This is a genomic window from Promicromonospora xylanilytica (genome assembly GCF_054782895.1).
In genome coordinates this window covers 501,481-527,865 of sequence record NZ_BAAGRP010000007.1, presented here as the reverse complement: position 1 = coordinate 527,865, position 26,385 = coordinate 501,481, and the positions used below count along the sequence as shown (strand labels likewise).

25 protein-coding genes are annotated in these 26,385 nt (G+C 68.4%); 14 read left to right on the top strand and 11 right to left on the bottom strand.

Annotation, left to right across the window (positions count from 1 at the left end; genetic code table 11):
* Positions 1 to 59 precede the first annotated feature (59 nt).
* Positions 60 to 785 (bottom strand): helix-turn-helix domain-containing protein, encoded by a 726-nt coding sequence (locus ACYVK7_RS10145; RefSeq protein WP_460887564.1) that lies wholly within the window; start codon positions 783 to 785, stop codon positions 60 to 62.
* A 328-nt stretch (positions 786 to 1,113) separates the two neighbouring features.
* Here ACYVK7_RS10145 and ACYVK7_RS10140 point away from each other — a divergent pair, with 328 nt between their 5' ends.
* Positions 1,114 to 2,907 carry an alpha/beta fold hydrolase gene (locus ACYVK7_RS10140; RefSeq protein ID WP_460887563.1) on the top strand — a complete coding sequence of 598 codons (1,794 nt, stop codon included), beginning with the start codon at positions 1,114 to 1,116 and terminating at the stop codon, positions 2,905 to 2,907.
* A gap of 159 nt (positions 2,908 to 3,066) precedes the next feature.
* On the opposite strand, the gene ACYVK7_RS10135 is transcribed toward ACYVK7_RS10140, so the two are convergent.
* Entirely contained in the window at positions 3,067 to 4,140 is a 1,074-nt protein-coding gene (locus ACYVK7_RS10135) for a lysostaphin resistance A-like protein (RefSeq protein ID WP_460887562.1), read from the bottom strand.
* A gap of 142 nt (positions 4,141 to 4,282) precedes the next feature.
* On the opposite strand from ACYVK7_RS10135, the gene ACYVK7_RS10130 reads away from it, so the two are divergent.
* The 4 genes from ACYVK7_RS10130 to ACYVK7_RS10115 all read left to right on the top strand — a co-directional run bounded on the left by ACYVK7_RS10130 (position 4,283) and on the right by ACYVK7_RS10115 (position 6,761).
* Positions 4,283 to 4,864, top strand: a complete 582-nt coding sequence (locus ACYVK7_RS10130) for a TetR/AcrR family transcriptional regulator (RefSeq protein WP_460887561.1) — start codon at positions 4,283 to 4,285, stop codon at positions 4,862 to 4,864.
* A gap of 333 nt (positions 4,865 to 5,197) precedes the next feature.
* Positions 5,198 to 5,938 carry a GOLPH3/VPS74 family protein gene (locus ACYVK7_RS10125; protein WP_460887560.1) on the top strand — a complete coding sequence of 247 codons (741 nt, stop codon included), beginning with the start codon at positions 5,198 to 5,200 and terminating at the stop codon, positions 5,936 to 5,938.
* 53 nt (positions 5,939 to 5,991) lie between these two features.
* Positions 5,992 to 6,291 (top strand): DUF1330 domain-containing protein, encoded by a 300-nt coding sequence (locus ACYVK7_RS10120; RefSeq protein WP_460887559.1) that lies wholly within the window; start codon positions 5,992 to 5,994, stop codon positions 6,289 to 6,291.
* 74 nt (positions 6,292 to 6,365) lie between these two features.
* On the top strand, positions 6,366 to 6,761 hold the full coding sequence (locus tag ACYVK7_RS10115) for a DUF4260 family protein (RefSeq protein WP_460887558.1): 396 nt from the start codon (positions 6,366 to 6,368) through the stop codon (positions 6,759 to 6,761).
* A gap of 76 nt (positions 6,762 to 6,837) precedes the next feature.
* Here the strand turns inward: ACYVK7_RS10115 and ACYVK7_RS10110 are convergent, their stop codons facing one another.
* Positions 6,838 to 8,208 carry a DUF2252 domain-containing protein gene (locus tag ACYVK7_RS10110; protein ID WP_460887557.1) on the bottom strand — a complete coding sequence of 457 codons (1,371 nt, stop codon included), beginning with the start codon at positions 8,206 to 8,208 and terminating at the stop codon, positions 6,838 to 6,840.
* A 351-nt stretch (positions 8,209 to 8,559) separates the two neighbouring features.
* Here ACYVK7_RS10110 and ACYVK7_RS10105 point away from each other — a divergent pair, with 351 nt between their 5' ends.
* Positions 8,560 to 9,567, top strand: coding sequence for a zinc-dependent alcohol dehydrogenase family protein (locus ACYVK7_RS10105; protein WP_460887556.1), 1,008 nt, complete (start codon positions 8,560 to 8,562; stop codon positions 9,565 to 9,567).
* Positions 9,568 to 9,594: 27 nt separating this feature from the next.
* Here the strand turns inward: ACYVK7_RS10105 and ACYVK7_RS10100 are convergent, their stop codons facing one another.
* The 5 genes from ACYVK7_RS10100 to ACYVK7_RS10080 all read right to left on the bottom strand — a co-directional run bounded on the left by ACYVK7_RS10100 (position 9,595) and on the right by ACYVK7_RS10080 (position 13,295).
* Positions 9,595 to 10,542, bottom strand: coding sequence for a GlxA family transcriptional regulator (locus ACYVK7_RS10100; protein WP_460887555.1), 948 nt, complete (start codon positions 10,540 to 10,542; stop codon positions 9,595 to 9,597).
* A 149-nt stretch (positions 10,543 to 10,691) separates the two neighbouring features.
* A complete protein-coding gene (locus ACYVK7_RS10095) occupies positions 10,692 to 11,897 on the bottom strand; it encodes a cation:proton antiporter (RefSeq protein WP_460887554.1) in 1,206 nt (401 codons plus the stop codon).
* 3 nt (positions 11,898 to 11,900) lie between these two features.
* Positions 11,901 to 12,386, bottom strand: coding sequence for a cation:proton antiporter regulatory subunit (locus ACYVK7_RS10090; protein WP_460887553.1), 486 nt, complete (start codon positions 12,384 to 12,386; stop codon positions 11,901 to 11,903).
* A gap of 103 nt (positions 12,387 to 12,489) precedes the next feature.
* The gene (locus tag ACYVK7_RS10085; protein ID WP_460887552.1) at positions 12,490 to 12,822 is read right to left on the bottom strand and encodes a GNAT family N-acetyltransferase; all 333 of its coding nucleotides are present in this window, start codon (positions 12,820 to 12,822) and stop codon (positions 12,490 to 12,492) included.
* A complete protein-coding gene (locus ACYVK7_RS10080) occupies positions 12,819 to 13,295 on the bottom strand; it encodes a MarR family winged helix-turn-helix transcriptional regulator (RefSeq protein ID WP_460887551.1) in 477 nt (158 codons plus the stop codon). The genes ACYVK7_RS10085 and ACYVK7_RS10080 overlap by 4 nt, the downstream gene beginning before the upstream one ends.
* A 118-nt stretch (positions 13,296 to 13,413) precedes the next feature.
* Here ACYVK7_RS10080 and ACYVK7_RS10075 point away from each other — a divergent pair, with 118 nt between their 5' ends.
* From ACYVK7_RS10075 to ACYVK7_RS10065, 3 genes are read left to right on the top strand one after another with little or no spacing between them, the layout of a single operon-like run.
* The gene (locus ACYVK7_RS10075; RefSeq protein WP_460887550.1) at positions 13,414 to 14,484 is read left to right on the top strand and encodes an LLM class flavin-dependent oxidoreductase; all 1,071 of its coding nucleotides are present in this window, start codon (positions 13,414 to 13,416) and stop codon (positions 14,482 to 14,484) included.
* Positions 14,481 to 15,146, top strand: coding sequence for an NADPH-dependent F420 reductase (locus ACYVK7_RS10070; RefSeq protein ID WP_460887549.1), 666 nt, complete (start codon positions 14,481 to 14,483; stop codon positions 15,144 to 15,146). Before ACYVK7_RS10075 ends, ACYVK7_RS10070 begins: the two co-directional genes overlap by 4 nt.
* Positions 15,143 to 16,126, top strand: coding sequence for a pirin family protein (locus ACYVK7_RS10065; protein WP_460887548.1), 984 nt, complete (start codon positions 15,143 to 15,145; stop codon positions 16,124 to 16,126). The genes ACYVK7_RS10070 and ACYVK7_RS10065 overlap by 4 nt, the downstream gene beginning before the upstream one ends.
* 192 nt (positions 16,127 to 16,318) lie before the next feature.
* Here the strand turns inward: ACYVK7_RS10065 and ACYVK7_RS10060 are convergent, their stop codons facing one another.
* From ACYVK7_RS10060 to ACYVK7_RS10050, 3 genes are all read right to left on the bottom strand, one after another.
* Positions 16,319 to 19,618 (bottom strand): S8 family serine peptidase, encoded by a 3,300-nt coding sequence (locus tag ACYVK7_RS10060; protein WP_460887547.1) that lies wholly within the window; start codon positions 19,616 to 19,618, stop codon positions 16,319 to 16,321.
* 65 nt (positions 19,619 to 19,683) lie between these two features.
* Entirely contained in the window at positions 19,684 to 20,253 is a 570-nt protein-coding gene (locus tag ACYVK7_RS10055; protein ID WP_460887546.1) for a small multidrug efflux protein, read from the bottom strand.
* Between the two features lie 189 nt (positions 20,254 to 20,442).
* Positions 20,443 to 21,105: a hydrolase gene (locus ACYVK7_RS10050; protein ID WP_460887545.1), complete on the bottom strand. Its 663-nt coding sequence runs from the start codon at positions 21,103 to 21,105 to the stop codon at positions 20,443 to 20,445.
* A 170-nt stretch (positions 21,106 to 21,275) separates the two neighbouring features.
* Here ACYVK7_RS10050 and ACYVK7_RS10045 point away from each other — a divergent pair, with 170 nt between their 5' ends.
* The 5 genes from ACYVK7_RS10045 to ACYVK7_RS10025 all read left to right on the top strand — a co-directional run bounded on the left by ACYVK7_RS10045 (position 21,276) and on the right by ACYVK7_RS10025 (position 26,365).
* Positions 21,276 to 22,283 (top strand): LysR substrate-binding domain-containing protein, encoded by a 1,008-nt coding sequence (locus ACYVK7_RS10045; protein WP_460887544.1) that lies wholly within the window; start codon positions 21,276 to 21,278, stop codon positions 22,281 to 22,283.
* A 91-nt stretch (positions 22,284 to 22,374) separates the two neighbouring features.
* Complete coding sequence (locus tag ACYVK7_RS10040; RefSeq protein WP_460887543.1) at positions 22,375 to 23,016, top strand: hypothetical protein; 642 nt, start codon at positions 22,375 to 22,377, stop codon at positions 23,014 to 23,016.
* Positions 23,017 to 23,174: 158 nt separating this feature from the next.
* The gene (locus tag ACYVK7_RS10035; RefSeq protein ID WP_460887542.1) at positions 23,175 to 24,101 is read left to right on the top strand and encodes an ABC transporter ATP-binding protein; all 927 of its coding nucleotides are present in this window, start codon (positions 23,175 to 23,177) and stop codon (positions 24,099 to 24,101) included.
* The gene (locus ACYVK7_RS10030) at positions 24,098 to 24,958 is read left to right on the top strand and encodes an ABC transporter permease (RefSeq protein WP_460887541.1); all 861 of its coding nucleotides are present in this window, start codon (positions 24,098 to 24,100) and stop codon (positions 24,956 to 24,958) included. Before ACYVK7_RS10035 ends, ACYVK7_RS10030 begins: the two co-directional genes overlap by 4 nt.
* A 138-nt stretch (positions 24,959 to 25,096) precedes the next feature.
* Positions 25,097 to 26,365, top strand: a complete 1,269-nt coding sequence (locus ACYVK7_RS10025; RefSeq protein WP_460887540.1) for a glutaminase — start codon at positions 25,097 to 25,099, stop codon at positions 26,363 to 26,365.
* The last annotated feature ends 20 nt before the right edge of the window (positions 26,366 to 26,385 follow it).

Here is a 26,385-nt window from a genome sequence, read left to right as displayed (position 1 = left end):
AGGCCGCCCTAGCTTCCCGGGAGCGGTCACCGAACGGCCTCTGGTGCGCGGTGCGGGTGTCACATGTTCGCTCGTGCCCGCGCACGCTCCGTTGCTCGCTCCAGGACGTCCAGCTGTGCGGCGTTGTAGATCGCGCGCATGGTCTCGGCCATGGTCGCGGCAGTCGATGTTGCTGTGTGCTTCAGATGCGGTTCGGGCGAGGTGATCCAGGGATAGTTCACGAAGGCTTTGGCGATCGTCTCCGCAAACTGTTCGACGAGGCGGTCTCGCGTGGCCTGGTCCGCATCGGCGGGCAGCGACTCGAACTCGACCGTGGCGGCGTCGACGTCTGCTTCGAGCATCTCTCGCACGTCGTCCATGACCTTCGGCTCGTACAACTGCGAGTAGACGAGGGTGAGCGATCGTTCGGAGGGTGACAGCCGTGGTGCGATCTTCGCGAAGCCCGTGGGTACTTCAGTGATCGAGCCGTGCCGGATCATCTCGGCGATCTCGGCGCGGGTTCGTTTGCTGCGTTCGATCGTCTCGGCGAGTTCTGCGTCGATAGCTGCCAGCACATCTCGTGAGGTACCAACGCCTGAGTCCAGACGTTCGATCTGTGTGATCGGTACTCCGATGTCGCGAAGTCGCCGGATCTGCAGCAGTCGAACGAGGTGGGAGACGCCGTACTGCTTGTAGCCGTTCGTTCGACGACCAGGTTCCTCGAGCAGGCCCCGTTGGTGGTAGTGCCGGACGGCGTTGACGGTTGTGCCCGCTAGATCGGCGAGTTCGCGGGTACTCCACGTCATTCTTCTGCCTCCATCTGCATACCGGCAAGGAAACCTGACCCCGCGATCTCAGCGTGGTCGGCAGGATCGATGCGCTGAAGGCGACAGGAGCGCCGTCCGAGCGGTCATGCACGGCTGCCGCGGCCAAGGACTATCCTCCATCCTCCCCAGGCCCTCCGCGCGGCGGAACGGGGTGAACGCGCCGAGCGAGGCTCAGGGTCGGCAGTGGGCGGTATCTGACCACTGTTTGACCTTGTGGTGGGAACAGGGAGTCGACTTCTTCGTAGCCGCAGGCTTCGCGCCCGCCGGCCGCTGCAGAACTGCAGACCGAGAAGAGCGGAGAAGGCAGATGTATGACCTCGAGCCCGGTTCATCCGACCTCAGGCGTCGGCGGAGAAGAAAAGGCGCGGTCATCGGCGCCGCTCTCTCGGTTGTGGCCGTTTCCGTCGCAGCGACACTCGTGATCGCGTCGGGGACTGATTCGACTGGCGGAGGCACCCCTGGTTCGCAGGACCGGGAGACCCCGGACGTGGCTTTCTTGGCAGGACCGCTCGCTGATCAGGAGGTGGTCTGGGAAACGTGTGAGTTCAACGACGACGGGCCGCCGATCCCTGGTGCGGATGTGTCGAATGTCGAGTGCGCGACGATCGAGGTGCCGCGCGACTGGACAGATCCTGATCCCGAGCTCACGTGGGACGTGCGCATCTCTCACGCTCGGAACATCGAACCCACGGACCCGGACTACAGCACCACGATCATGGCCCACCCGGGTGGACCGTACAGTTCTGGCCTCTCGTTCAGCACCGCGGTGCAGCTCTACACTCCGGAGCTCCGGCCCACGACGAACTACGTCAGCTTCGATCAGCGCGGCCTCGGACAGTCGAGCCGGGCGGAGTGTGAGTACGAGTACGACCCGGCCGGCGGACCATCGGCCGCCGCGCGGGCAATCGGTGAGGCCTGCTCGAACCACCCGGACGTGGCGACCATGACCACCGAGCAGGCTGCCTACGACATGGACTTCATCCGTCACCTCCTGGGGCTCGAGACGGTGACCTACATGGGCTACTCCTACGGCACGTGGCTCGGGACCTGGTACGGCAGCCTCTTCTTCGACAACATCGAGCGGATGATTCTGGACTCGTCGACCGACCCGACGCGGGAATCGATCCAGCACAACTACAACGCGGCGCACGACGCTCGTGACCGTCAGTTCCGTCTGCACATGATGAACTGGATCGCCCGGAATGACGCAACGGTCGGGCTGGGTACGGACCCGGAGGAGATCTGGGAGCGGTACTTTGCCGCCACCAAGAGCCCGGGTACGTCGCTGGCTGCGCAGCATGCCTGGAACGTGGTGAACGGCCCGGCTGCCTTCTCCGGTCCGGTGCTGTATCCCGCGGCAGGAAGTCTGATCGCGAACATCATCGATCAGGCCGAGGCGGCAGATGAGACGGCCGATCCGGTGGAGCTCGCTACTCGTATCGTCAACGGAACGGAGTTGCCCGACGCCCTGCGGGCGATCGCGGACGAGCGGCTCGCGCAGCTCTCAGCGCCTCCCACGACCGAGCCAGGCGAGACGGTCCGAGCGACGCACGACTACGTCATCGAGTTCACCGCCTGTACGGACGGCCAGTGGACGCAGGGGCTGGAGTTCTGGGACGAGTTCCACGAGAAGACCGCCGAGACTGCACCGTTGTCGGCACAGTTCGGCCTGCTCATCACACCTACGTGCGCGTTCTGGCCGACCGACTCGAAGATGCCGCCACCGGACGACAGCTTCCCGGAGAGCATCGTCCTGCAAAGCGAGCTCGATTCGATGACGCCGTACGAGCAGGGCTGGGCAGCCGGCACCGGGTTGCCGAACACGAGCCTGATCGTCGTCGACAACGAGAGTATTCACGGAGTCTTCCCCTATGGCACGGAGGAAGTGGACCAGCCGGTGGTGGACTTCCTGCTCGGTGGGGACCGGCCGGCGCACACGATCGTGGCTCCCGGTAAGCCGCTGCCCCTTGAGCACACGACGTACGAGTCGTGGACGCCGCTCGACCAGAACGGCGAACATTCGGGAGACCCGCAGTTCACCGATCCGATGATCCCGGCGGAGACGGCCACGCTGAAGGACACCGCGGTCGGTTCCGGATAGCCGCGGATCCCCATCCTCAGCGGGCACCCGGTGCGGCCGCGCGACGTTGTTCGGTGATCACCGCCGACAGTCGGCCGAGCACGGGAGGGCCCCGGTGCTCGACGTGGGTTCCACGACGTGCACCGGAGCCCTGCTGCGGCGGCGTTCAGGTGCTCGCCGTCAGGATGCCCGGGTGACCTCAGACACCTCGGACGTGGCCGGGGTCCTGGCGGGGCCAGTGCGCCGGGTGCGGATCCACACCATGACGGCGATGGCGATCATGGCGAGCGCGCTGGGGACGATCAAGGTCGCGCTGACAGCACCCGCCGAACGGTCGAACCTGTCGGCGAGGTCGGCGTTCACGATGAACCAGTACGTGAAGATCAGGACGTTGTAGACGGCGTGCATGACGACCGCGTACTCGACCCCACCGGTACGCCACGTCATGAAGGAAGCTGAGAGGGAGAACACGAGGTAGAACACGTTCCACCACGGGTCAGCGGCGACGTGGATCATCGCGAAGACCGCGCTGGAGACGACGGTTCCCAGGATGAGAGACGTCCACCGACCCTGCACCCAGCTTCCGGCGATACGGAACACCAACCCACGCAGGCCGTACTCCTCGCCCGCTGACTGCAAGGGCACCAGCAGCACCACCACCACGAAGAGTCCGACGATGTCTGCGTGCGACCACGAGATGGTCGCCCGCGGTTCCAGGTACTCGGTGATGCCGATGGCGATGACGAACAAGGGCACCATCGCCATCATCGCGCGCCCGAAGAGGTCGAACCGAAAACGGGAGACGACGGAGTGGAGCGACGGGCCCGGCACACCGTAGAGCCACCGCTGAATGAGCATGCTCCACGGAGTGAGCAACGCAGTGGCTGCCAGGCCCGACCCGAGCGTCAGCGGCGAGTACGCCCCTTGTTCGGAGCCGAGAAGGCCTTCGACCCAGACGGCCAGGAGGTAGGTCAGCTGGATCGCAGCAAACAGGCCACCCACGAGCAGAATGATGGCGAGCACTCCACGGCCGATTCGCCGTTTCTCCCCTGCGAGCACTCGGTGGTATTCCACACCCGAAGCGATCGGTTCTCGGCTTCGGGCGATCTCTGTTCCAGAGGACATCGATTCGTCTCCCATTCCAAGGTCTTGACGGACGCGAACCCACACACCATGACGAAGCTCGGAGATGCGTCGGTCGGACGTCGACGAGGTGCGGCGGAGTTCGCCGGTACCGTGCGAGTAGTATGGCACAACAGACCAGAAAGTCGGTAGTGCAGCGCGGTCGAGGCGGTCGCAACGGCTACGCTCGGCCCTCGGCGTCGCCGGGCGGCCCGACGGGTGTCGTAGTATCGACCATCTGGTCAGTTCTATCGACGTGAGGTGGTCGGGACTCATGGTGGCGGAGCGGCAGACCCGTAACACGGAACGGACGCGGCGTGCGGTCCTGGACGCCGCCACGCAACTGATCCTCGAGAAGGGCGCTGCTGTCACGTTGGCTGAGGTCGCTTCGGTCGCCGGGGTCTCCAAGAGCGGTCTCATCCACCACTTCGGGAGCCGGGACCGGCTGGTGACCGCTGTCGTCGAGGACATGTTCGAACAGTTTCGGTCGGCGGTACTGGCCCACCTCGACCTGTCGGAGAACTACCCCGGCAAGATGCTCCGCGCCTATGTTCGCGCGATCTTCGCCAGCAGTGCCGAAACCGTGATCGCGCGTGACTTCACGGCCGCGTCGAGCTGGAACGGTCTGCATGCGGCCCCTGGGGTTGCCGCGGTCATCGACGAGCACAACGCGTGGTGGAGCGAACAGCTCGCAGCGGACGGTCTCGGTCCCGACTTGATTCAGATCGTTCGTCGGGCTGCTGAGGGTGTCGCGGTTGCCGCGCTTCAAGGGGATGAGGATGAGACGAGCATCGGGGCGGCACGTCGTCACCTGCTCGATCTCGCTACCCATGGCACCTTCAGCGCGCCGCTCTGACACCCGATAGCGCCTCCTCGGCACAGCGTCGTGTCGCGCGGAGGTGATGTCTCCTCGGTGCCGAGCGCACGTGCGGGCAGCGGCGCAGACCGGCGCGCCACGAACAGCTGTTGATGACTGACGTCTGCTCGCTCGTCCTCGCGGGCCTGTCCTCGTCCGCGCCAACGCGCTCGCGCGTGAACAGCCGGCGTCGGACCGGACCAGGTGAAGTAGCCAACCCAGGGGTTGACTGTGTTCCAACAACAGGATCTTCAATGGAGCCAGGTGTCGCGGGGCTCGTCGTGATCGACGACGCCAGTCGAAACCGATGACGCATGAGGAAGGGACCGAGCAATGACTGAGCAACAGCGACCCGATCACAGAAGTGACACCACTGACCCTGCCTCGCTCCAGAGCCCAACGCTGGCGGAGGACCTCCTTCTGCTCCTCTTCCAACCGAACCCCAAGGGGGGCGCAGGAAACATCGCCGGCGAGACCACGCTCTACTGGGTGCTCGCCGGCGCAGTCCTCGCAGACCTCGGTCTCAGCGGCCACGTGCAGACGGGCACAACGCGGTTCGGGACGATGACGGTAGAGGCCGTGGCCGCCAACCCGCCAACCGACCAGCTTCTCCGTGCGAGCTGGGAGTACGTCGCCGACAAACCACGAAGCGCGCAGACGGTTCTCGCTGCGACAGGTCCCGGTCTGCGAGAACCTCTGCTGGACAGACTTGTGGAACGGGGAGACCTCCACCGGCACACGCGCAAGGCACTCGGCCTCTTCCAGACGTCAGTGCTCCGCGAGGGGGCGACAACGCGGCGTGCTCACCTGCTCGCCGAGGTCCGCACCGTGCTCGTCGACGGCGCTATGCCCACAGAACGCACTGCGGCGCTCGCGGCACTGCTCTACGGAAGCGGGACCCTGCCGCAGTTCGACGGTGATATCCCGTGGACCTCTGCGGTCATCGCTCGTGCCGAGGAACTGAAGGACGGTAACTGGGGAGCCGGCGCAGCGGCAAAGGCCGTGACGCGCACCATCACCGCCACGATCGTCACCAACGTGATCGTCGCCGCCGCAGCACAACCTCGGGGCTAGCGGGCCGTATTCACCTACGAGTCAGTCGATCGATCACACGACGGAGGACCACCATGACCGCGTACATCGTGTTCCAGCGGGACACCACCAACGATCAGCAGGCTCTCGATCGCTACTCGGAACGAGCCGATGGCACGTTCACCGGCCACGATGTGCAGGTCCTCGTCGACTACGGCGCGTACGAGGTGCTCGAAGGGCCCCCGATCGAGGGCGTCGTCGTCCTGCAGTTCCCCGATGCTGCTGCGGCGAGGGCGTGGTATCGCGGCGAGCAGTACCAGGAAGTGGCACGGGAGCGCTTCCGGGGTGCGTCCTACCGGGCGGTGCTCGTCGACGGTGTGGACGCGGCAGCGTGAACGGCCTGACGGGTCGGGCTCTTGGTCTGAGAGTCGAAGCTGTGCAAACAGGAATCGAGCGTCCGGAGAATGATATGAGATCGGTCCATGCCGTCCAACGCATCGAGTCCGCGGCGATCGCGCTTGTTGCCGTCGTCACTGTGGTGGCCTTGTACCCCCAGTGGTGGTGGGTCCTTCTGGCGGCGTTCCTGTTGTTCGACCTGTCGATGGTGGGCTACGCCCGATCAGCAGCGGCGGGCGCGACCTCTTACAACGTCGTGCACAACTACGCCTGGCCGGCGGTCGCCGCGGCCTTGGCCCTGGCGACGTCGGGATCTGCGCCGACGTTCTCGACCTGGGCCGGGGTGGTCGCCTGCGCGTGGGCCTTCCACGTCGGTGTGGACCGAGCGCTCGGCTACGGTCTCAAGCTGCCGGACGCGTTCACTCACACCCATCTCGGCCGGATCGGCAAGGACCGCGCACCGAACTAGTCTGGTCGTCGCGATCCGTCCGACCGCCCATCTGCCGGACGATGCCTCTTTGGTGAGCGTCGTCCGCCGGCGTCGTTCAGGCGGGAACCCGCCCTGCGCGCACCGCTTCCTGCAGCGCGGCGTAGTCGCTCTCCGCCAGGTCGGCGTAGGCAGCGGCCCAGTCGGCCAACGCGTCCACGGCATTGTCACCGCGCCCGAGGTAGGCGGCGATCGCGTCGCCGTTCGGTGACTGGCCGTGCGCGCGGGCCAGGAGCGACGCGCACAGCGACCCGTAGGCGACGAACTCCTTCTGGTTCAGGTCAGAGGGCTCCACCGAGCCCTTCATGTCACGGAACTGGCGCCAGTAGTAGTCCACCCGGTGCTTGTCCGCGGTCTCACCGGCCCAGCCGGTGATCCACCCGAGGAAAGGGTCGGAATTGGCCTGAAGGATGCGCTGCGCCGCGACGACGCGCTGCCCCTCGGTGGGGTCCGCTCCCTCTCCGCTGCCCGGGATCGTCGCCGCCTGGCCGCCGTGCGTGCTCAGCACGGTCTCCTGGGCCTCTTTCGCCTGCAGGAAGAGCACGTCTCCGGTGGGCCCCTGCAACGCGAGCAGGTAGCAGCGCGTGCCGACGCTGCCGACACCGACGACGCGCAGCACGAAGTCGACGAGCCGGTACTGGGACAGCAGGTAGGCGACATCCTCCCGGACCGTCGAACGGTACTGGGCGAACAGGTCCTCGATCTCGTCGAGGGTCGCGTGGTCCACGTGCTGGACCACTGGCGGCTGGTCGATGATGCGCACCGTCCCGTCGTCGCTCCGGGTCGTCAGCTTGCGGAGCACCTGCTCGGAGGTGCGCCGGCGAGCCTTCGCCGTGGCTCTCTCGACCGCGCTCCGGCCTGCCGTCCCGAAGTGTGCCGCGGCCTGTGAGGTGTCCACCCGGGCGAAGTACCGGTCCGTCGCCGACAGCGAGCAGAACTCTCGCAGGGTGCCCTGGTAGCTGCGGACCGCTGCCTGCGAGGAGGCCCGGCAGGCCTGCTCCGGGAGACCGTTCGCCCGACCGGCGATATGGATGCTCGAGGCGAGCCGCCGGACGTCCCACTCCCAGGGGGCGAACCCGCCCTCGTCGAAGTCGTTCAGGTCGAAGACCAGCTCTCGCTCCGGTGACGCATAGAAGCCGAAGTTGGAGATGTGGGCGTCACCGCACGCCACCACGCCCAGTCCCGTCGTGGGCCCGGCGGCGAGGTCGGCGGCCATGACGGCCGCGCTGCCCCGGTAGAAGGCGAACGGTGATTCCAGCATCCTGTTCACCCGCACCGGAACGAGCTCCTGCAGTCGCGACGTGTGCTGGTACTCCAGGATGCCCACCGGGTCGCGGTCGGCGGACACGTGCAGCGATGCGAGTGCTCGGCGGGGCAGGCGGCGCCGGGCCTCCGCACCGCGCGAGGCGGCGATGGTCATGTGTGCCATGTTGCGTCCTTTACGGGCGATCGCTGGTCAGGGAACGGACGGGGCCGGCATGGATCGGTCAGCTCTGCCTCCGGTTCATCCGGGCCGGAACCCCGAGCCCTGGGGAGCGTGCGGAAAGGTGCCCCGAGATCCCGGATCGGACCAGCGTCGCGGGGCCGCGTGCGTAGCGGTCGACGGGCCCAGGTTACTGCCGCCTCACCGGCCCGTGCCCGGGGCCGCACAGCCGGCCTGTCATTTTCCTCGCGGATAGTGGCACTGCTGCCACTAGAGATCGTGGATCGTGCCGCCGACACTGGGAGACCACCCAGCAGCTCGGCGATCCCGAGCCCGGAACCACGATGAGGAACCCAGATGACTGAGACCATGAAGGCCGTCGTGCTCGCTCGTTTCGGAGGGCCCGAGGTGTTCGAGCTGCGCGACGTCCCTGTCTCGCAGGTCGGACCACGCCAGGTGCGGGTGCGCGTCCACGCGACCGCTGTCAACCCGCTCGACTTCCAGATTCGCCGCGGGGACTACGCCGAGCACGTGCCACTGCCCGCGATCACCGGGCATGACATCTCCGGTGTGATCGAGGAGGTCGGGTCGCACGTGACCGAGTTCCGCGTCGGCGACGAGGTGTACTACACACCCCAGATCTTTGGTGGGCCCGGTTCGTACGCCGAGCAGCATGTCGCCGACGTCGACCTCGTCGGCCACAAGCCGCAGAACATCACTCACCTGGAGGCGGCGAGCCTGACTCTCGTCGGCGGGACGGTCTGGGAGGGCCTGGTGACGCGGGCACGGCTCACCGTGGGGGAGACGATCCTCGTCCATGGGGGCGCAGGAGGTGTCGGCACGATCGCGATCCAGGTCGCCAAGGCCATGGGCGCCCGAGTGATCACCACGGCCAGGGCCGGCGAGCACGAGTTCGTGCGCTCTCTCGGGGCGGATGCGGCGATCGACTACACCTCGACCGACTACGTCGATGCCGTCGCCGAGCTGACCCGAGGCAAGGGGGTCGACGTCGTCCTGGACACCGTGGGTGGCGACACGCTCACCAGGAGCCCACTGGCGCTGGCCGACGCGGGACGCGTCGTGAGCATCGTCGACATCGCCCAGCCGCAGAACCTCATCGAGGCATGGGGCAGGAACGCCGCGTACCACTTCGTCTTCACCCGCCAGAACCGAGGAAAGCTGGACGCGCTCACCGCTCTGGTCGAACGCGGTCTGCTGAGGCCGGTCATCGGCGCGACGCTTCCGCTGGCGCGCATGGGTGAGGCTCACGAGCTCCTGGAGAACAGGCGCTCGTACGCACTGCACGGCAAGGTCGCGATCGACGTGGCGGGCGAGACCGTCGCGCTTCCTCCTCGCATCGCGTAGCGAAACGCTCGCGACGTCGGCCGGGGGTCAGCCTCGGCCGGCGAAGGTGGCCCGGTACTCCGAGGGAGACACGTCCAGGAGCCGGCGGAAGTGCAGCCGGAGGTTCGATCCGGTACCCAGGCCGACCTCTTCCGCGATGCGGTCGATCGGCAGCCTCGTGTTCTCCATCAGCTCGCGGGCGGCGTCGACCCGCGCGCGGAGGATCCACTGCATCGGGGTGGTGCCGGTCTCCTCGGCAAATCGGCGCAGGAACGTGCGGGGCGCCAGGCGCGCGTGTGCGGCAAGTGCCGCGACCGTGATCGGTCGGTGGAGCCGCGCCATGGCCCATTCCCGCGTCGCGGCAAGGTTCTCGCCCTGGGCTGCCGGGCTGGTACTCGGCAGGTACTGGGCCTGGCCGCCGGTCCGGTAGGGCGCGGTCACGAGTGCTCGCGCGATCTCGTTCGCCGGGCTCACACCGAGGTCGCGGCGCACGATGTGCAGGCACAGGTCCAGTCCGGCGGCGGCGCCCGCCGAGGTCAGGACGGATCCCTCGTCGACGAAGAGCACGTTCGGCTCGACGGTCACCTGCGGATGCCGCTGCGCGAGCTTCTCCGCGGCGTCCCAGTGCGTCGTGGCGCGCAGGCCGTCGAGCAGCCCGGCGTCCGCGAGGGCGAACGCGCCGTAGCAGATGGACGCGATGCGCGTCCCGCGGGATGCGGCGCTCCGGAGCGCCTCGCCCACCTCGGCCGGCAGCGGCCGACCGACCGGGACGTACCCCGGGACGATGATCGTGTCGGCGTCCGTCAGCGCGTCCAGGCCCCGCGGGACCGTGAAGCTGAACTCGCCGTGGGAGGGCACCGTTCCGGCGGTGACACCGCAGGCCGACACCTCGTAGGGGAACCCCGTCTCCGGGTGGAACACCTCCGCCGGGATCCCGACGTCCAGCGGGCGCGCCCCGTCGAGCACGAGGACCATCACCCGGTGCGGTCGCTGCATCACCCGACTCCGATCCGGTCGGCGTGCGCCGCCCATGTCATCATCCTTGCACAGGTGTGCATTGCTGCCAGCCGTCTCGAGCGGGCCGCCAGGGCTGAAGTTCATCAAGCCGCACTGCCCCTTGCCGACCTGGCTCAGGCCCTGGGGACTCACACCACGTGTTCGGCATCCGTTGCGGACTCCAGCCGGCGGGCGCGGAGCTTCTTGCGGTGCCTGGTCGAGATCGGGTCGGCGAGCCGCGGTGCGAGTGGTCCGAGTGCGGCCAGGATCAGCACGTAGGCGGCGGCCGTCGAGCCCAGCTGTGGATCGAGCCCGGCCGATACCCCGAGGCCGGCGATGACGATAGAGAACTCTCCGCGTGGAAGGAGCAGGCACCCGGCCCGCAACCGGCCGGTGAAGGCCGAGCCGGCCTGACGGGCCGCCCACCAGCCGGTGGCGAACTTCGTGCCGACCGTGACCACGGCGAGACCTGCCGCCACAGCCAGCACAGGCGGCAGGGACTGCGGATCGGTATGGAGGCCGAAGTTGACGAAGAAGATGGCCGCGAACAAGTTCTTGAGCGGATTCAGGATGCGCTCAGCCTGGTGGGAGACCTCACCGGACAAGGCGATGCCGACGAAGAAGGCGCCGACGGCCGCCGAGACGTGGACCTGCTCGGCAAGCCCGGCGACGACGAGGATGATGCCGAGGACCTTGAGCATGAGGATCTCGTCGCTGGGCGAGTCGAGGAACCGCGAGAGCACGCTGCCCCCGCGGGAGGCGACCAGGAAGGCCGCGCCGACGGCGAGCAGCGCCAGCGCGAGGCCCCATGCGGCCTGCGCGAACGCGAGCCCGGCAAGGATGGTTGTGACGATCGGCAGATAGATCGCCATGACGAGGTCCTCGGCCACGAGCAGCGAGAGCACGGTCGGCGCCTCGCGGTTACCGAGCCAGCCCAGATCGGTCATGACCTTGGCGATGATGCCCGAGGAGGAGATGTAGGTGACACCACCGAACACGACCGCGGCCAGAGGCCCCCACCCGAGCAGCAGTGCGCAGACCACACCGGGTGTGGCGTTCAGGACCAGGTCGACGATCGCGCCGCGCCAGGAGGTGCGCATGGTGCCGACCAGTTCGCGTGGTGTGTACTCCAGGCCGATCGTGAACAGGAGCAGGACGATGCCGATCTCGGCCCCGATGTCCAGGAACTCGGTGATCTCCCCGAGATCGTGGATGCCTCCGACTCCGAACGCCAGCCCTCCGAGCAGGTAGAGAGGGATGGCTGAGATGCCGAAGCGACCGGCGACCGCACCCAGGACGCCCAGGCCGAGGATGACCAGCCCGAGCTGCAGAAAGATCTCGACGAGATGGTGCAAGGTCTACTCGAGTCCGCGCAGGATGCGGCCGACCTTGGTGACTGCTTCCTCGGTACCGATCGTCACCAGGCGGTCGCCGATGTGCAGGATCGCAGTCGGCGAGGGCCCGGTCTCGACGCCCGAGTCGCGGATGATCGCCACGACGGAGGCGCCGGTGCGGGTGCGCGCCCGGGTATCACCGAGTGGCCGGTCCGCATAGGGGCTGGTCGCTTCGACCAGGAGCTGCCGTGACACGAGGTTGTCGATCTCGTGATGCAGCCGGTTGAGCTTCTCGATGACGCGGGCGCCACCGAGCAGCTCGCCCATGGCCCCGGACTCGTCAGCTTCGAGGTTGATGCACTCGAGGGCGGAGTCGGGGTCGTCGGGGTCGTAGAGGATGAAGTCGCGGCGGCCGTCGCGGTGGGCGACGACGCCCAGGCGTACTCCCCGTTTGGTCTCGAACTCGAACCGGACACCGATCCCGGGTAGCTCTGTACGCTCAACGTCCACGGTCAATCCCTTCACTCGTCCTTGCGTCGGGCGAACCGTAGTGCATCAGCGGTTCCCCTCGGCGGTCAGTGGAACCTGGCCCCGGTGCGTCGTCGTGCACGGTTCAGCGCAGGGCGCGGAGGTGCTCCCGCCCCAGGGGGTCGATGGCGCCGTCGAAGTCGTGGTGCGTCGAGAGCCATTTCTTCACGTAGGGGCAGACGGCCACGATGCGATGTCCCGCCTGAACGCTGGTGCTCAGTGCGCTCCGAGTGAGGGTGCTGGCGAGACCTTGGCCCTGGAACGTATCGAAGACCACCGTGTGGTAGAAGATGCGCTGGTCCTCGCCGAAGTCCTTGTAGGCGGAGAACCCGGCCTGGGTGTCGTCGACGAGCACGTCGAAGCGGCTCTCGTCCGGGTTGTCACGGACGGTCACTTCTTGCTGGTTCTGCTCGTTCATCGCTGAGGTCCTCTCATGACAGGTGCGGGCGGATCGAGGCCGAGGTGTCGGCGCAGGGCCCCGGTGACGTCGTCGACGTGCGCCAGCTGCTCCGGGGTGAGCGCGTCGACGAAGAGCTCGTGCACGTCACGCAGGTGGGGCACCGAGCCGTGCCGGAACGAATCCGCGCCGAGGTCGGTGAGTCGTACGTCGATGCCGTGGATGTCGTCGGGGCACGGGGACCGGTGGACGAGCCCGCGTTTCTCCATCCGCCCCAGATGGTGGGACAGGCGGCTGCGTTGCCAGCCGAGCAGCTCGGCCAGCTCGGACGAGCGCAGCGTCCGCCGGTCCGCCTCGCTCAGCGTGAGCAGTACCCGGTAGTCGGCGGAGGACAGGGACGACTCGCTCTGCAGGCGACCCTCCAGGAGGGTGCGCAAAGTTTCGGTGGTCTCGATGTAGCCGCGCCAGATGCGTAGCTCCTCACGCGTGGGCATCGCGCGACGCTCGTCCTGAGCCATGACACCTCCGGGGAATTGACACGTCAACTCTGCATGTTACAGGGGTTGACACGTCAATCCGGGTGGACCCCGGGATCTCACAAGGAGCGCACCCATGACTGACAGCGCCACCATCCAGTTCGGCATCGACAGCTTCGGCGACCTGCCTCGTGACGATCAGGGCAACGTGGTCTCCCATGCCCGGGCGATCCGCGCCGTCGTGGAGGAGGCGGTGCTCGCCGACCAGGCAGGCGTCGACGTCATCGCCCTCGGCGAGCACCACCGCCCCGAGTACTCGATCTCCACCCCCGAGACGGTGCTGGCCGGCATCGCCACCCGGACCGAGCGCATCCACCTCGCCTCGGGCGTGACGGTCCTGTCCTCCGACGACCCGGTGCGCGTCTTCCAGCGCTTCGCCACGGTCGACGCGCTCTCGAACGGGCGCGCCGAGGTGATCCTTGGCCGAGGGTCTTTCACCGAGTCGTTCCCCCTGTTCGGCTACGACCTGGCCGATTACGAGATCTTGTTCGACGAGAAGGTCGACCTGTTCCACAGGCTGCTGGACGAGGGACCGGTCACGTGGAAGGGCACCACGCGCGCGGCGCTCAAGGACGCCGACGTGTTCCCCAAGACGGAGTCCGGGCGGCTGACGACCTGGGTCGGCGTCGGCGGGTCGCCGCAGTCCGTCGTCCGCACCGCCCAGCACGGGTTCCGGCTCATGCTCGCGATCATCGGCGGCGCCCCCGACCGGTTCGTCCCGTACGTCGACCTGTACCGGCGCGCCACCGAACAGCTGGAGACCACCGCCTACCCGGTCGGGATGCACTCGCCCGGTTTCGTCGCCCGGACGGACGACGAGGCCAAGCGGCTCTTCTGGCCCGGCTACAAGGAGATACGCGACCGCATCGGTGCACTGCGCGGCTGGCCGCCCCTGCGGCGCGACGAGTTCGAGGCCGACGTCGAGTACGGCTCGCTCTACGTCGGCTCGCCCGAGACCGTCGCGCGCAGGATGGCCCGCGCCATCCGCACGCTCGACGTCGGACGCTTCGACCTGATCTACTCCGCCGCTGGAGCGGTCGCGGCCGGTGACCGGCTGCGCGCCGTCGAGCTGTACGGCACCGAGGTGATCCCGATGGTGCGCGAGCTGCTCGCCGACGAGACCAGCACGCTGGAGGTGGCCCGGTGACCGCGCGCACCATCGGCGTTCTCGGCGCCGGCAAGGTGGGTACGGTCCTGGCCCGTCTTGCCCTCGCCGCCGGGTACCGGGTCCTCGTCGCGGGGTCAGGGGACCCGGCGAAGATCGCCCTCACCGTCGACGTCCTGACGCCCGGTGCCACCGCCGTCCGGGCCGTCGACGCGGCGCAGAAAGCCGACGTCGTGATCCTCGCCCTTCCGCTCGGCAAGTACCGCGCCGTCCCGGCCGGTGAACTGCGCGGCAAGCTCGTCGTCGACACGATGAACCACTGGTGGGAGGTCGACGGGCCACGCGAGCGGGTCCTCGAGCCCGGTGTCTCGTCCAGCGAGCAGGTGCAGCGGTTTCTCGACGGCGCGCGCGTGGTCAAGGCCTTCAACCACATGGGGTACCACGACCTGGAGGACGGCTCACGACCCGCCGGGGCACCGGGCCGCAAGGCGATCGCGGTCGCCGGCGACCGGGCGGCGGACGTCGCCGAGGTCGTGGGGCTCGTCGACGCCCTGGGCTTCGACCCCGTGCCCATCGGGCCGCTCGCCGAGGGTGCCCGGCTCGAGCCGGGCACCGCCGCCTTCGGCGCCAACGTCCAGGCTGCCGAGCTTCGAGCGATGACCCAGGCAGCGGTGCGCGACACGATCGGGGAGTGGACCAGATGAGCAACTCAGAAGCGGTCTCGGAAGCGGTGCGCTGCGGTACACGGACCGAAGGCGCTACGGGGGTCGAGGTGCTCTCGGCGCGCGACGTGCCACTGGGCGGACCGCGGGCACTGCAGGTGCGGCGCACGATTCCGCAGCGGGCCCGGACGCTGATCGGCGCCTGGTGCTTCGCCGACCACTACGGCCCGGTCGAGGTCCAGGCGAGCGGCATGGACCTGCCGCCGCATCCGCACACGGGGCTGCAGACGGTGAGCTGGCTCTTCAGCGGCACGATCGAGCACCGCGACAGCCTCGGCACCCACTCGCTCATCCGCCCCGGAGAGCTCAATCTGATGACCGGCGGCCACGGCATCGCGCACTCGGAGGTGTCCACCGCGGACACCACCGTCCTCCACGGCGTCCAGCTGTGGGTGGCCCTGCCCGAGGCGGACCGGGAAGCCGGGCGCGATTTCCAGCACCACGTGCCGGAGCCCGTGCGGATCGACGGGGGCGAGCTGCGGGTCTTCCTCGGCGCGCTGAAAGCCGAGGTCTCACCGGTCCGGACATTCACGCCCTTGCTCGGTGCGCAGCTCGACCTCGAGCCGCACGCCACAGTGACGCTGGCCGTCGACCCCGAGTTCGAGCACGGCCTGCTCGTCGATGCGGGAGACGTACACCTGGACGGCGCGGCGGTCTCGCCGGGGGAGCTGGGCTACGTGGCGCCGGGTGTCGACGTCCTGACGGTGACGAACCGCTCGGACGGCCCGGCGCGCACGGTCCTGCTCGGCGGCCCGCCGTTCGAGGAGGAGATCGTCATGTGGTGGAACTTCGTCGTCCGCGACCACGAGGAGATCCTGCGAGCCCGCCAGGACTGGGAGTCCGCCTCCGACCGCTTCGGAAGCGTCGAGGGGTACGACGGCCGCCGCCTGCCCGCGCCGCCGGTGCCGGACGTCATCATCACGCCACGGCGCAATCCACCCCGCCGAACCGGCAGGGCATGAGGAGCACCGCACGGACCGGCGGGCGTGCGGCGGTCCATGCGGCCCGAAGGTCCGCGACTGCACTCCGCGACTACACGGAGGGCCAGGACTTCAGCAGGACGACCGCTTCCTCGCGCCAGGCGATCAGAGCGTCCTGGGCCGTGTGCCTGTCGCGCGTCGTCGCCGGCGCAGCCTGCCCGCTGCCAGGCGGGTTCACGAGGCCTGCCGCAGCAGGTAGGCGTCCTGCACCGTCTCGGAGGCCGTCTCGCCCGCGGTGTTCGACGCCGTGGCGCGCAGGGAGATGGTCGAGGCGCCTTCCGGGGCGTCCACGGTGGTGACGCCGTCGGTCAGCGTGGCCTTGGTCCACGTCGCACCGCCGTCGGCGGACCACGACAGGTCGGTGACGGACGCGCCGTCACCGCCCACTGCCTGGACCGTGATCTGGGTCGTGCGCGGAGCGTCGCCCTGCGGCCCGATCCCGGCCACGTCGTAGCGCAGGTCCAGCAGGTCGTGCCTCGTGTACCGCGCCGGTCCGGGCTCGGCACGGAAGCTCCACTCGCCGGAGACGACTGCCCCGGTGTACCACCGGTCGGAGCCGCGGGTGCCGTCGAACGTCACCTCGTAGTCGGCCCCCGACGACGGCACGGTCACGGTGGCCCAGCCCGTCCTCTCGTCCGCGACCACCTGACCGTCCTGCCGGACCACCAGGTGCACGTCGTCCGGTCCCTGGCCGGCCCCGAGGTTCCCGGTCGAGTCCGACCAGTCGGTGAGGATGTCGAGCTGATCGCCACCCAGCCCGCGGTATCCGGCGGGGGAGTGCGGAGCGCTGCCCACGGTCGTTGCGGTGCTGGACCCTGGTTCGAGGCTCAGCTCTCCTGTGCCGAACTGACCGACGGGCATGCCGTCGGCGGAGGAGTAGAGGATGCTCCTGCGCCAGCTGACCCCCGCGGCATTCACGTACTCGGTCCGGGTCCCCGGTGTGACGGGGTTCGAGAGCGCCGTGCCGGTGTCGCGGCCGTCCGGTCTGCCGGACCAGGACAGCGACGCCGTCACCTCACGCGCCGGCTCGGCGTAGGTCGTGGTGAACGTGGCGAGGTCAGCGGGCTCGACAGCGAAGGTGCCGGTCGCCACCGGTGACTGCCGGAAGGCGAGGTCATAGGTGTACGACGGCGGTGCGGCGTCCGCGCCGGGCTCGGTCAGCCGCGTGCTGGTGACGTGGTCGAACGTCCCGACCGTCACCGGATCGGTCGGTGTGACGTAGGCGTCCGCGCCGGTGTCCACGGAGATGCCCGTGGTGAAGCGCCCTCCCTGCTCGTCGACATGCGTCCCGTCCAGCACCAGCGCGGTTTGCTCGGCCGGGCGCGGTACGTCGAACGAGACGGGCAACGCCTCTCGCGCATCCAGCGTCACCGTCGTGTCCCCGTTCACCACGACCTGTGACGCGTAGGTCTGGACCATCTGGTCGACCGTCAGGTCGTCCGCGTGCCGCATCATGACCGAGCCGAGGAAGTAGGTGCCGGCCGGGACCTCGAACGTCTGCTCGGCCGCGTCCGCCCCCTCGACGGCCGACGACTGCTGGAACTTCGCGTGCCGGGCCGAGTCGACGATGCCCAGGGAGGCCGTCTCGTCGAACGGCTCGCCGTCCCGCCCGGTCTGCTTGACCGTCAGGTCGAACAGCTCGGGCTGCTTGTCCCAGCCGAACGGTGTCCGCACGGACGTGCCGTCGGCTCCGGTCGCGACGACCGCACCGCTGTACCGGCCGATCGTGCCCGCCGCCTTGGCCGCGGAGACCTTCACGGACGCGGTCCCGTTCGCGGGAACGACCACCCGGTCCTTCGAGAGCGAGACGGCCTCGACCGGATCGCCGCCGGGCCCTGTCGCCGAGTGTGCCAGCCTGAGGACGACCTTCTTGGTGCCGGTATTGCGGTAGGTGACGGTGTTCGACACCGATCCGGTGTAGGGCGGTTCGAACTCCCCGAACGACAGCGACGCCGGGTTCGCCAGTACCTGCTGATCCAGCGCCGTGGGTAGGAAGACACGCCCGGCGCCCTCTTCCCACGCGGTGCCGCCGGTGGCGTCCGCCGACCCCATGAGCGCTGACCTGGCCTGAGCCGGCGTCAGCTCGGGCCGCGCCTGCAGCAGCGCGGCCGCGGCACCCGCGACGTGCGGCGCCGCCATCGACGTACCGCCCACCGCGACGTGGTGTGCGTCGACCACCGTGCCGAGCGTCGTCCCGTCCGCGCGGGCTGCGACTATGTCGTCGCCCGGTGCCGCGATGTCGGGCTTGATCGCCCCGTCGGCACGGGGCCCCCTGCTGGAGAAGGCTGTCACCTGGTCCGCGTCGTCCACGGCGCCCACGGTCAGTGCGGACGACGCCGTGCCCGGCGAGCTGATGGTCTCGTGATCGCCGGAGTTCCCCGCCGCGACCACGAACAGCGTGCCGTGCTGCTTCGTCAGGACGTCCACGGCGACCGATGCCGGGTCGGTGCCGTCCGAGGAGTTCATGAAGCCGAGCGACAGGTTCACCACGTCCGCTCCGTGCGCGGCCGCCCACTCCATGCCCTCGATGACCACCGACATCGTGGAGACGCCCTGGTCGTCGAGCACCTTGCCGACCATGAGGTCGGCGTCGGGCGCCATGCCGCGGTTCTCGCCCTCGGACGCGTCGCCGGAGCCGGCTGCGATCGATGCCACGTGCGTACCGTGGCCGTTGCCGTCGACGACGGAGCCCGTGCCGGAGAAGTCCTTGGTGGCCACGACGTTCTCGTCCAGGTCGGGATGCGTCGGGTCGATGCCGGTGTCCAGGATCGCGATCTGCACGCCCTTGCCCGTGGCGCCGGACTCCCACGCCTGCGGCGCACCGATCTGTGGCGCGGAGTCCGCGTCGAGTGCCTCGGCCGGGGCGTCCAGCCACACTCGGCCGATCACGGGAGTGTCCGCGGTCCTCGCGCCCTCGTTCCCGTCCTGGGCGCGCAGTGTGCCGAGCAGTCTCGCGCCCTGGGTGGCACCGACGTCGTCGGCGACGGCACCGACGGACTCCAGCCGACGCTCCGGCGTCAGACCGGCTGCCTGCCATGCGGTGGCTGCCGCCAGGGCCGGGGACCCGCCACCTTGCTGCACGATCACCGGCACCGTGTCACGGTCCTCGCCGGCCGCAGCCAGCCCGGCGACGTCGAACAGGGCCTCGTCCAGGCTCTCACCCACCAGCGGGGCGATGTCGGACGGGATCACGAGCAAGCGGTCACCATCGGTCTGCTGGAGGAATGCGATCCCCTGACGTCCCTCGGCCGGGTGGATCGTGGTGGATCGGTGCCCGTCGGTCATGGGCGTCACCGTGACCCGGTCGCCGGTCAACAGGGTGACCGTGACCGGGTCGCCGGTGGGGGACGCCGGCGCGAGGCGGCCAACCGCGCCGCCCTGGCCGTCGGGTGCGGCCGGCGTGCCGGTCAGCGCTCCAGCGCCCGTCGTGACCGCCACGGCGAGTGCCGCGGCGACGATTGCTCTCGTGCGCAAGGGAAGTTCCTCCAAGATGTCCAGCGGCGGACGTGGGATGCGTGACCAGGCAGAGCTTCAGCGGTTCAGACGGGGACGACGAGCTGCAGCGCGAGCCAGGAGGACGTGGTCGCCACGGCCGTCCAGAGAACGATCGCTATGGCCTGCCAGAGCAGTACCCACGCTCGCGGGGTCCCTCCGGCGACGAGCATCGCGGACGTGAACTGGGTCGGGATGGCGAGCGGGCCGAGGATGCTCGCGCCAGGAACTCCGAAACGGACCAACCACTTCTTGAAGCGTCGGCGGCCCTTCGACTCGGGCTTGGCAGGCGTTGCCTGAGCGAGGTCCGCCGAGGACTCGGAAACTCCCGCAGCCCCCACGTCCGCTCCGACACCGGCGGTGCGGCGGCTCACGACGGCGGCGCGAGCCCTCGAGGTGAGGAGCACGACGAGGAGAACGCAGAGAAAGTTTCCTGACGCTGCGGCGATGCCTGCCACGAAGGGGTTGAGGCCGCCGACGACGCCGATCATCCCTGCCACCTCGCCCTCGATGAACGGAATCGCCCCGGCGAGCAGCACGACGACAGGTTGAAGGATCTCGGGAAGCTGTCCCACGAGTTCTTGGAAGCCATTGACGAGTTGCTCAAGGGGGTTCATGGCAGGATTCCTTGTGGTTGTAGGCTGCAGATGTCGAGCTGTCTCGGCTGGTTTCCAGTAGAGACCGTGTCCTTGGAACCGGGTCAACTCGTTCGGTGCACGCGATCTCTGCTTCGACGGGACACACGGAGGCCGGCCTGGGTCACGCCACGGTTGCCAGGCCCGCCTCCTGCTACGCAGCGGTCTGCGCTACGCACCCGCGCTGTCGATGGTGGGGGTGGCCAGCAGCTGCAGCTCCCAGGCGAGTGCGACGCCGGTGGCACCACCGTGCTCGAAGAGGATCGGTCCGAGCTGGTTGGCCGTCTCCTCGCGAGCCCAGTCGCGCTGCCATTCGCTGGACACGACGAGCCAGGTGACCGGGACCACGCCGGCTCGTTCCATGCGGCGTACCGCCATGTCGTGCGCCTCGGCGCTCACCCCGCCGCTGGCGTCGGTGACGACGAAGACGTCGTACCCGTCGTCGAGCGCGTGGATGGCGGGCATCGCGACACAGATCTCGGTCCATAGCCCGGCGATGATCAGCTTCTTGCGTCCGGTCTTCTTCACGGCGTCGACGACGCGCGGGTCTTCCCAGGTGTTGATCGACGTGCGGTTGATCGGCGTCTGGTCCGGGAAGACGTCCTGGATCGCTTGGATGAGGTGGCCGCCGCGTTCCTCGATCACTGTGGTCAGGATGGTCGGCACGTCGAAGACCTTCGCGAACTTGGCGAGGCCGACGGTGTTGTTGACGACGAGGGTCGGTTCGTGGCTGTGGAGATTGGCCACCTGGAAGGGCTGGTGGTCGATGAGCACCAGCACGCTCTCCTCGGGAGTGAGCAGTGCGTCGAGTCCGACCTTTGCGGTACGCGTCATGTTCTTCCTTCTGGGTGAGGGGTTGGACACCGAGGGGAGTGCCGGGCTCAGAGAGCTGCCTCCACGCGTCCCGGCCGGGTAGGCCGGAGCCTGTCCCCGTGGCGTGACATGACGCTATGGCGGGCGTCCGGCGAGCGTCCAAGACTTGTGCTGACGTCGGACGATAGAGTTTGTCTATCGATATCAGCCCCCGCCTCCTGCGCTACTTCCTGGCCGTGGCCGAAGAACTCCACTTCGGCCGCGCAGCCATGCGCCTCTATATCTCTCAGCCGTCTTTGAGCCATCAGATTCGCAAGCTCGAGGAGACTCTCGGCACGCCGCTGTTCGTCCGTTCGAGTCGTCGGGTGCATCTGACCGCCGCGGGGCGAACACTGGTTCAGGAGGCGCCGAAAGCGCTGACTTCGCTGGAGCAAGCCGTGCAGCTCACCCGGCTGGCCGGGTCAGGGGTCGCTACGACGATCCGGTTGGGCTATACCCCGGTCGCCAACTTCGGCACCATCGCCGTGCTCCTGGACGCACTTCAGGAGGCGCACCCCGACTTCACGATCGACGCCCGAGAGATCTTCAGCGCCGAGATCCCCGGGCGGCTCCGCGCCGGCGACCTCGACGTCGGCCTCGCCCTCTCACCGCAGCCCTGCACCGGGGTCGCCGGTGAGGCCTTGCGCCGGGAGGTCGTCTCCGCCCTCCTGAGCACGCGGCACCGCCTTGCCGCGGCGCCGAAGACTCCGCTGGCTGACCTGCGTGACGAGACGCTGCTGCTGTTCCCACGCCGACTCGCACCCGCTTACTACGACGGTATCGTCGCCGCATGCCACGAGGCGGGCTTCACGCCGGAGATCTGCGCGTTCGAGGATCCACCGGTGAACGCCATGCTCGCGCGCCTCTCCAGCGGGCGCGAGGTCGGACTGGCCCCCGCATCGTTCGCCGACCACGCCGCGAATCTCGGTACTGCTCTCACCGTTCGCGACGTCATCGACCCGCAGATCCCGGCAGAGCTGTCGATCCTGCGGCCGATCAACGATCCCTCGCCCGCTATAGCAAGCGTCCTGGACACCGCACGACGGTGTGCCGAACGCCACCACTGGCTGCGCGGTCCGTCGGGTGACAGGAGTGGGACGTCGTGGAGCGTTCCCCCAACGGCTCGGACGAGTGGCAGCACGCCGAGCCACCCCAACTGAGCCAGCTCTCGTTCATCGTCCGGACAACGCGTGGTAACCGTGCAGCGGCGCGGGTCGCATACGGTCGCGTCACCACACTGCAGGAGGCGACATGAGCACTGAACCAGGTACGGCGCGGGCGCTCGCCCACAAGCTGTCGCGCGGAATCGACCCGGACGCCCTCGGTCACGATGCCCTCGGAGCCGACATGGCACGGGCTGCCGAGGTGCCCGGCCCGCCGCTGCTCGAGGCGGGCTGCGTGCGCGCTGCGTACGAAGCAATCGCCGCGGCGGGAGAGCGCACCGACGCACCGGACGACGCGACGTTCCTCTCGCTTCGAGCCGGCGCAAGGGCTGCCGCCGACGCGGCTCGCGTCGCCGACGAGATCGGGGCAGGGGCGGGTGGAGCGCTGCGCGCCGCGGCCCGGGCCTGGTACCCGTACGCCGTCGAGAGCGAGAGCAAGTCGTGGGAAGCGGGGCTGAAGGCATTCAGCGAGACCTGCGACGACAACGTCGACGCGGACCAGGATCTCGTCGTGCGGGCTGTCGAGGCGGCGGGTGTGGCAGCGGGACGTGATGACACCGCGACGGGGCGCGCAATACACGTCTTCGCTGGTGAGCTGAAGGGCAGGGCCTCGGCCGGCGAGGACCTGCTGACCGCGTGGAGCGGCGCCGTTCGCCACACAGCCGAGACAGCACCCGACCCGGTCTTCCAGACCGTGGTCGACGCGGTGCACGGTGTGCTCACCCGGTAGGAGGTGCGAAGAGCTGGGGGCCGTCACTTCCTTGACTGTGTCCCGGCAACACGGTGTCGACTGACTGCAGACATCGGACGTGACGGTTCATCGGACCTAGTCTCACGACACCGAATGACGCAGGAAGGCATTCAGTTGAGAACAGATGGAGTTCATTCGTGATCGAGGCCCAGTCGCTCACGAAGCGCTATGGCACCAAGACTGCTGTCGACAGCATCGACTTCACCGTTCGCCCCGGCCGGGTGACTGGTTTTCTTGGTCCGAACGGCGCCGGCAAGTCGACCACGATGCGGATGATCCTCGGCCTCGATCGCCCGTCGAGCGGATTGGTCCGGGTCAACGGCAAGGCTTACGCCCGGCATCACGCCCCGTTGCGCCAGGTAGGTGCTCTGCTCGACGCCAAAGCGGTTCATCCGGGGCGCAGTGCGCGTAACCATCTCCTCGCCATGGCGGCTACACATCGCATTGGCGCCCAGCGCGTCGACGAGGTGATCGAGCTGACGGGGCTCGAGTCGGTGGCCCGCAAGCGCGTGGGCGGCTTCTCGCTCGGGATGGGCCAGCGGCTCGGTCTTGCCGTGGCACTGCTCGGCGATCCCGCCACACTGATCCTTGACGAGCCGGTCAACGGGCTCGACCCCGAGGGCGTGGTATGGCTGCGTCGGTTCGCGCGGAGCCTTGCCGCAGAGGGACGGACTGTCTTCCTCTCCTCCCACTTGATGAGTGAGATGGCGCAGACAGCTGATCACGTCATCATCCTCGGCCGAGGGCGGATCGTCGCCGACGCCCCCGTGAGCGAGATCCTCTCGGGTGCCGAAGGAGACTCGGTGCAGGTGCGTACTCCGCAGGTCGAGCTCCTCACCCGTCTGCTCGAAGCAGAAGGCGCGACCGTATCGCACCTGGAGGTCGACCTGGTCTCGGTGACGAACCTCGGTACGTCGCGTATCGCCGAGGTCGCCGCCGGCGCGGGGGTCGTTGTCTACGAGCTCACCCCGGTGACGCGCTCACTCGAAGAGGCCTACATGGCCTTGACGCGAGACGACGTCGAGTACCGCACCACGCAGACATCTCCCGAGGTGAACCGATGAGCACCACCGATGCACCGACCGTCTTCATCCCCGCCGAGGGCGATCTCGACTTCGGCGGCGTCGTCCGCTCGGAGTGGGTCAAGTTCCGCAGCGTGCGCTCCACCTGGTGGGCTTATGCAGTTCTGCTGGCGGTCTCCGTCGGGATCGGGGCGGAGGTGTCGTCGTCGCTCAGCTTCGACGGTATGACGGGCGTGCCTACCCAGGACGCGATCCAGGACCTGGCTGTGTATGCCGTCACGATCAGCACCGATTTCGGTGCGCTGATCGTGGGCGTTCTCGGTGTGATCGTGATCGCCGGAGAGTACGGCACAGGCATGATCCAATCGACCGTCACCGCCGTGCCGAGGCGCCTGCCGGTCCTGCTCGCCAAAGCGCTCGTCCTCGCCGTCGCCACCTTCGTCGTGAGCGCCGTCGCGTTCGCTGTCACGGTTCCGGTCTCCGTCAGCCTGCTTGCGGGCAACGGTGTCGCCGTCCGCCTCGATGATCCGCAGTACTGGACCGCGCTGTTGGGCGGTGTGGGATACCTCGTGCTGGTCGGTCTTGTCGCGTTCTCGATCGGCGCGCTCCTGCGCAGCACAGCGGGTGGAATCGGCGCGATGCTCGGCCTGCTCCTCGTGGCACCGCTCGCAATGAGCTTCCTGCCGGCCGGGACGGAGAACATCGGCATGCTGTTGCCCTCGCTCGCGGGTGACGTGCTCCTGAGCTACCCGACCGAGCAGAGCTGGGTGGACCTGGCGGCGCCGTCTGCCGGCAGCGATTGGATCACCGAACCGTGGCAGGGCGGCCTCACTCTCGTAGCTTGGGTGGCGGTGCTGTTCACGGCCGCGGCGGCGCTTCTCAAGCAGCGCGATGCGTAGTCGGACGGAGCCTCGCCACGCGGGTCGATCGTCCAGGAGGAGTCTGCCGTGCCTGCCAGGTCACTACCCTGGGCACGTGGGGCGGGGGAGTCCCGGAGCCACACCCGAGAGAGCTTCGTCCGAGCGTCAGGAGCACGCGTGCGGTCCATGATTCCGGACTATCTGAACGGTGCGCTCGAGGATGTGGTGTCGGACACGTCCGGCGAGCTCGCGGGCTATATCCCTGAGCTTGCTGCGGCGGACCCCGAGCGTAGCGGTGCGGTCTTCGCCACGGTCGACGGGCGCGTGTACGGCGCGGGAGACGTCGACACCGAGTTCACGATCCAGTCGATCTCCAAGCCGTTCGCCTACGCCTTGGCGATTGCCGACTCCGGTTTCGATCCGGTGCTCGCGAAGGTCGGTGTCGAGCCGTCCGGGGAAGCCTTCAACGAGATCTCCCTGGAGAGAGGTACCGGGCGTCCTCTCAACCCGATGATCAACGCCGGCGCGATCACGACCCATTCGCTCGTCGGCGCCGGGCGGCTGACACCGGACGAGCGCGTGGATCGTGTGGTTCGTGGGCTCTCGGCCTTCGCCGGCCGTTCATTGACGGTTGACGCGGCAGTGTGCGCTTCCGAGATGGAGAACGCGCACAGAAACCTCGCGATCGCTCACATGCTGCGGAGCTACGACATCCTCGCCGAGGACCCGCGCGCCGTGGTCGACGGGTACGTCAAGCAGTGCTCCGTGCTGGTCACCGCCCGAGATCTGGCGGTGATGGCTGCGACGTTGGCCAACCGGGGCGTCAACCCGCTCACCGGTGACCGGGTGGTCGCCGCGCCTGTGGTGCGACAGGTGCTCAGTGTGATGGCAACCTGCGGCATGTACGACGCCGCAGGTGACTGGGCGACGCAGGTCGGTATACCGGCCAAGAGCGGTGTGGCCGGGGGGCTCATCGGCGCACTGCCCGGCCAGATCGGCATCGCGACCTTCTCACCACGGCTGGACCCGCACGGGAACAGTGTCCGTGGTGTCGCTCTGTTCGAACGCTTCTCCTCCGACATGGGCCTGCACGTCATGGAGGTTCCGCCTGCCGCGCGTGCGGTCGTGCGGTCCAATCACGTCCGAGACGGCGCCGTGGGTGCGATCCGCGTCATGCAGTTTCAGGGTGGTATTCGTTTTGCCGGTGCCGAGCGAATCGTCCGTGAGGTGGTGGACACCGCGCCCACGGAGAGTCGGGTGGTGCTCGACCTCACGATGGTCTCCTCGATCGACGACGTCTCACGACGGATGCTCCTCGAGGTGGCGCGTCGGCTCACCTTGGACGGGAGCGAGGTCTATCTGGTGGATCCCGCGGCGATGATCCCCGATCCGGACCCCGGCGACGGTGGCCGGCTCACTGTCGTGGACGATCTCGATCAGGTTTGAGCCAGACGCGCGGGATGATG